Here is a 6,411-nt window from a genome sequence, read left to right as displayed (position 1 = left end):
GACCGTTTCTATCGCATCGATCCGTCGCGCAGTTCCTTGCCTTCGTCCGGATCGTCGCAGGGGTCCACCGGTTCGACGGGGCTCGGGCTTGCTATCGTCCGCACGATCATGGAGTTGCATGGCGGCACGGTGCATGCCGAGAGCGACGCGCAGAGCACGCGGTTCGTTCTTACGTTCCGGCGGGTTTAAGGGCTGCGCGAGGGGCGGGCGCAGTAGCGAGTGTGGTGCCGGATTGAGCAGCGGATGGGGTGACGGGACCAGTCGCGTTCGCCGTAGCTGCCACACCCGGCGTCGCCGCACCCTCTCCTTGGCCATTCCACGTCCCGCCCAACGCCTTCAACAACAGCACGCTCGATTCCAACTGCCGCGCGGCGATCTGATCTGCCGTGCGCTGGTTCGTCAGCGCGATCGTCTGCGCGGTCACCACGTCGAGATAACTGACCGCGCCCGCATTGAAGCGGTTTGTCGTGAGCCGCAACGACAGATCCGCGGCCGTGGTCGCGCGCTGCTGGCTGGTGGCTTCGTCGGCGAGCGAATGCAGGGCGGACAAGTTGTCCTCGACCTGCTGGAAGGCCACCAGCACCGATTGCCGGTAATCCGCGACCGCGCCGTCGTACTGTGCCGTCGCGCCATGCAGGCTGGCCGTACGCTTGCCGCCGTCGAACAACGTGCCGACAAGCTGCGGGCCGAGCGACCAGAACAGACTCGGCGCACTGAGCCACGGCGCGAAGAATGTGCTTTCCAGCCCGGCGCTGGCTGACAACACCAGATCGGGGAAGAACGCCGCGTGCGCCACGCCGATCTGCGCATTCGCCGACGCCACACGCCGTTCGGCGGCGGCGATATCCGGACGCCGTTCAAGCAGTTGCGACGGCAGGCCGATGGGAATCGTTGGCGCTGTCGCCGCCGAGCCGTTCGGCGCCAGCGTGAAGGTCGAGGCCGGCTCGCCGATCAGGGTCGCAATCGCGTGCTGCATCTGCGCGCGCGTAACGTCGATATCGGTATCTTGCGTGCGCGTCGCTTCGAGTTGAGTGGTGGCCTGAGCGACCGCGGAGGCATCGATCGCGCCGTCTTTCAATTGCTGCTGCAGGAGTTTCAAGGCGGCGGCGTAGGCGGTCACGCTGTCGTCGAGCAGCTTCTTCTGCGTGTCGAGCGAACGCAGGGAAAAATAGTCGACAGCGAGGTCGGCGCTCATCGACAAGCGTACTGCTTCGAGATCCGCCGCACTCGCCGCGGCATCGGCTTGCGCGCCGGTCACGGTGTCGCGTATGCGTCCGAACAGGTCCGGTTCCCAGCTCGCGGACACGCCCGCCGAATAATCCGGGACGGTCTTGCCCGCGAGCGATTTCCCCTCAACGTTCTGCGAGGTTCGCGAGCGATCCTGGGCGACGCCTGCGGTAATGGTGGGGAAAAAACCGGCGCGCTGATAATCCACCATCGAACGTGCCTGCTGCACCTGTGCAACCGCCTTGCGCACGGTCTGATTCGAGACGTCGACGCGCGCCTCGAGTTGATTCAGCACGGGATCGTTGAAGATCGTCCACCAGGGGCCGCGCGGTGCTGTGTCGGCAGGTGCCGCCTGCGCCCAGCCGGGTGCGGCGCCCGCGTACTGCGCGGGAATCTCTGCGGTTGGCCGCTGGTAAGGCGGCAACGTCGAGCAGGCGCTTAGCAGCGCGCCGATCAACGTAGCGGCAATGGAACGGCGCAGCAAAAGGCGTGAAGGAGGCAGTGTGAACATCGGCAAATCCTTTCGATGACAGGCGCTCAGCCGTGCGCGGCCGGCGCGATCTGCACGGCCTGGCCAGTGCTTAGCGAATCGCCGGGGTTGTCGATCACGCGGTCTGTGGCCGCGAGGCCCGTGGTGATCTCCACATGCGTGCCGAAATCGCGGCCGATGTGCACGGTCTTGAGCACCGCACGGCCGTTGCCGTCGACCACGGCGACCGTCACGCCATCCGGGCGAAAGAGCAGGGCGCTGACCGGCAGATCGAGTGCCGGGGTGGTCGACTGCAACTGCAGATGCACCTGCGCGTAGGCGCCTGGCATCAGCGTGCCGTCCTTGTTATCGACGTCGACCTCGACGCGCAGCGTGCGGCTCGACGGATCGATCGAGCCGGTGGTCCGCGCCACCTTTGCCGCGATGTGCCGCCCGGGATACTGCTGGGCGGTCAGATACACCCCGGTGTCGGGCGTGACGTAGGGCGCGTCGTTCTGCGGTACGTCGACGAACACGCGCAGCACGCCGGTCTGCTGGATATGAAACAGCTCGCCCGACATACCCGACGTGCCGGGTGTGCCGCCCGCCGTCACGAGTGCGCCGACATCGACATTGCGTGCGGTAATCGTGCCGTCGAACGGTGCGGTGATCTTTTCATACGACACCAGCTCGGCCAGATGCGCGACATTGGCCTGCGCCGAGGCCAGCATCGCGCGACGCGCTTCCATGTCGCTGACTTTCGTATCCGCATCCTGTTGCGCGACCGATTGGGTTTTCAGCATCTCCTGCCAGCGCTGCGCGGTGGTCTTCGCGAAGTCGAAGTTGGCTTGCGCAGTGGCTTCGTCAGCACGGGCCTGGCGCAGTTGGGCATCCAGATCGGGCGCGTTGATCGTGGCAAGCGTCTGGCCGTTTTTTACCTGGGCGCCGATGTCGCTGTTCCAGTGCGCGAGGTAACCACTCGTGCGCGCATAGATCGACGCTTCGGCGAACGACGTCACCGAGCCGGGCAACAGCAGTTCGTGGACGGCCGGCGCGGGACGCGGCGTGACCACGGAAACGCTGAGCATGCTTTGCGCTTGTGTCTGTTGCGTCAGCGCGGCGCTCGCGTGCAGACGCGGCACGATGCCGACGATCAGTAGCGCCGCGGCGAGGCCGGACAATGCGAATGGCCAGAGACGGCGGCGCGGCTTCGGGCCTGCTGTTGTCGTCTCTGCGGAGCGTGCAGTCCCGGTCTTATCGGCATGGAGGTTTTCCTTGCCGCTCGCGGGCTGAGCCGACCAAGCCGCTTGAGCGGTCTCGGCGGCCTGTTCAGACATGTCGCCGCGATCAGGCGGAAGTGATGGATTGTTCATGAGCAGGCTCTCGTCGGAGTCAATGTGTGCGGGCGGGAACGCCGGCTTCTTGTGTGTCGGTGCGCGCGGCGCGGCGCTTGTCGAGCCAGGCATGCACCATCCCGTAGACGACCGGGACAAAGAGCAGCGTGGACACGGTGCCAAGCGCCAGGCCGCCGATCACCGCGCGGCCGAGCGGCGCGTTCTGTTCGCCGCCGTCGCCAAGGCCGAGTGCCATCGGCAGCATGCCGATCAGCATGGCGAGCGCGGTCATCAGCACCGGACGGAAGCGGCTGAAACCCGCTTCGAGCGCAGCCTGCAACGATGGCTTGCCGGCGTGGTGGAATTCACGCGCGGTGTTGATCACGAGAATGCTGTTGGCCGTGGCAATGCCGATGCACAGAATGGTGCCGGTCAGTGCCGGCACGCTCAGGCTCGTGCCGGTGCTGAACAACATCCACGCGATGCCCGCGAGCGAGCCCGGCAGGCCGCTGATGATGATGAACGGATCGAGCCACGACTGGAAATTGACAACCATCAGCAGATAGACGAGAGCGATCGCGAACACGAGACCGCTTGCGAGGCCGCTGAACGAGTCGTGCATCGCCTGCACCTGGCCGCGCATCACGATCGATGCGCCCGGCGGCAATTGCGGCCGGATCTGATCGACGAGCCGGGTCACGTCGGCCGCCACACCGCCAAGGTCACGCCCTTGAACCGATGCAAAAATATCGAGGACCGGCTGCACGTTGTAGTGCGAGACGACGGCTTGCTGGGTGCCGCGCGTCAGCGTGCTCAGCGCGCCGAGCAGGTTCTGCGGCGCGGGGCCGTTGCCGTTCGCCGCAACGGACGCGTTCATTGCGCCGGTACCCGTACCGCCATTCTCTGCAACCGGGATGTTGGCGAGCGATTGCAGCGAATTGATGTCGTACTGCGGCATCATCGCCATCAGCGGATAGCTGACGCCGTTGCGCGGATCGAGCCAGAAATTCGGCGAGGTCTGCGAACTGCCGGAGAGCGCGATCAGCAGGTTCTGCGACACGTCACGCTGCAACAAGCCGGCCTGAATCGCCCGTGTGCGGTCGACATTCACGTTGATTGCGGGCGCATCGCCCGGCTGCTGGATTCGCGCATCGACGAGACCGCGCACGCCGCGCAGTTCTTCGAGCAAGCGGTTCGCGACCACGCGGTTAGCGTCGAGCTTGTTGCCCACGATCTGGATATCGATCGGTGCCGGCAAACCGAAGTTGAGAATCTGGCTAACGATGTCGGCGGGCAGAAAGGCAAACGTGACGCCGGGGAAATCCTTGGATAACGTCGTGCGCAATGTCGCCACATAGGCAGCGGTGGGTTTGTGTTTTTCCGCGAGGGTGATCATCACGTCGGCGTCTTCCGGGCCGATCGGGTCCGACGAGTCGTAGGTCAGATTGATGCCGCTCACCGGCACGCCGATGTTGTCGAGCATGGCGGCCAGTTCCTGCTTCGGAATCACACTGCGCACCTTGGCTTCGACTTCGTCGGTGATGCGCGCGGTGTCTTCAATACGCGTGCCGGTGGGCGCACGTAGATGCAGGCGGATTTCGCCGGTATCGACAGCCGGGAAAAAGTCCCGGCCGGCGAACGGTACCAATGCGAGCGAGCCAATACACAACACCAGGAAGATGACGATGAATCGGCGCGGGCTCGCAATTGCACTGGCAAGCACGCCGCGATAACCTTCGCGCAGGCGTTCGAAGCGATGTTCGAAACCGGTTTGGAAGCGGATCAACCGCGCAATCGGTCCGTTACCCGTGACCGGCGCATTGCTGCGCGCACGCATCAGGTACATCGCAAGTGTCGGCACCAGCGTACGCGAGAAGAAATACGACGCGATCATCGCGAATACCACGGCTTCGGCGAGCGGTACGAACAGATAGCGCGCAACGCCGGAGAGCAGGAACATCGGTACGAACACGATGCAGATCGATAATGTCGAGACGAACGTCGGTACGGCGATTTCACCGGAACCGTTCAGAATCGCGTCATGCAACGGCTCGCCGTTTTCCAGATGGTGCGTGATGTTTTCGATCGCGACAGTCGCATCGTCGACGAGAATACCCACGGCGAGCGCGAGTCCGCCGAGCGTCATGATGTTGATGGTCTGGCCGAGCGCGGAAAGCGCGATCAGAGAAGTCAGCACCGCGAGCGGAATCGACACCGCAATGATCAGCGTGGCGCGCCAACTGCCGAGAAACAGCAGGATCATCAACGCGGTCAGGGCCGCGGCGATCACGGCCTCGCGTGCCACCCCCACTACCGCCGACTTCACGAACACCGATTGATCGGACAACGCGGTGATGTGCAACGCGCTCGGCAAGCCGGCCGCGATATGCGGCAACATCGCCTTGACCTGCTGGATGATGGTCAACGTGGACGTGCTGCCGGATTTCTCGATAGTGAGCAAGGCGGCGCGTTTGCCGTCGCTGCGCACGATATTGGTTTGCGGCGCGTAACCGTCGCGCACATGGGCCACGTCTCGCACATACACCACGCCGCCGGCGACCGTCTTGATCGGCAGGTCGTTCAGCGCGGCCACCGTGTCGGTGCTGCCGTTCATCTGCACGTTGTATTCCTTCGTGCCGATTTTCGCGGTGCCGCCCGGCAAAATCAGGTTCTGCGCATTGACGGCATTGACCACGTCGAGTGGGGAAAGACCTTTGGCCTGGAGCGCGCGCGGATCGATATCGACCATGATCTGGCGGACCTTGCCGCCGAACGGCAACGGCACCGAGGCGCCCTGTACCGTCGCCAGTTGCGTGCGGATCTGACTATTGCCGAGGTCGTAGAGCTGCTGTTCGGACAAGGTGTTGCTGGAGAGTCCGAGTTGCAGGATCGGCACCGTCGACGCGTTGTACGTAATGATGTTCGGCGGCAACGTGCCTGGCGGCAGCACGCGCAGAATGGACGCGGAATTGGAGGCCGCCTCGGCAATCGCGCGATTGATGTCCGCACCCGGGTGGAAAAAGATCTTCACCACCGAGACGCCATTCAGCGATTGCGACTCGATGTGCTCGATATCGTCGACGTCGGAGGTCAGCGCACGCTCGTAGTTCGAGGTGATGCGGTTGGCCATATCCTGGGCGGAAAAGCCGTTATACGTCCAGACAATGCTGACCACCGGGATGTCGATGTTCGGAAAGATATCGGTCGGCGTGCGCAGTATCGCGAGTGGGCCGACGATAAAGATCAACACCGCGAGAACCACGAATGTATATGGGCGGCGCAGCGCGAGCTTGACGATCCACATGACGATTTCCTGAAAAGAGGCAGATGGAAGCGCGATTTTTTGACGTCCCTGGCGGCGCGGGACGCGGGCTTCTTCGT

Annotated in this window: 4 protein-coding genes; 1 reads left to right on the top strand and 3 read right to left on the bottom strand. The window is 64.0% G+C overall.

Features of this window, described 5'->3' with window-relative positions:
- Positions 1–189 (top strand): ATP-binding protein (locus tag VFE81_RS13615; RefSeq protein ID WP_325045097.1); only part of this gene is annotated, 189 nt, incomplete at its 5' end.
- On the opposite strand, the gene VFE81_RS13610 is transcribed toward VFE81_RS13615, so the two are convergent.
- Genes VFE81_RS13610 through VFE81_RS13600 form a run of 3 tightly spaced genes read right to left on the bottom strand, consistent with a single transcriptional unit; the run spans position 170 to position 6,334 of the window.
- Complete coding sequence (locus tag VFE81_RS13610) at positions 170–1,738, bottom strand: efflux transporter outer membrane subunit (protein WP_325045096.1); 1,569 nt, start codon at positions 1,736–1,738, stop codon at positions 170–172. The two genes, VFE81_RS13615 and VFE81_RS13610, sit on opposite strands and share 20 nt — an antisense overlap.
- A 26-nt stretch (positions 1,739–1,764) precedes the next feature.
- On the bottom strand, positions 1,765–3,069 hold the full coding sequence (locus VFE81_RS13605; RefSeq protein WP_325045095.1) for an efflux RND transporter periplasmic adaptor subunit: 1,305 nt from the start codon (positions 3,067–3,069) through the stop codon (positions 1,765–1,767).
- 19 nt (positions 3,070–3,088) lie between these two features.
- On the bottom strand, positions 3,089–6,334 hold the full coding sequence (locus VFE81_RS13600; RefSeq protein WP_325045094.1) for an efflux RND transporter permease subunit: 3,246 nt from the start codon (positions 6,332–6,334) through the stop codon (positions 3,089–3,091).
- Positions 6,335–6,411: the final 77 nt, after the last annotated feature.

Origin of the sequence: Paraburkholderia sp., from assembly GCF_035656215.1 — a bacterium.
Lineage (GTDB): Bacteria > Pseudomonadota > Gammaproteobacteria > Burkholderiales > Burkholderiaceae > Paraburkholderia.
The sequence above is the reverse complement of the archived record's forward strand: the minus strand, read 5'-3'. Positions and strand labels throughout refer to the sequence as shown.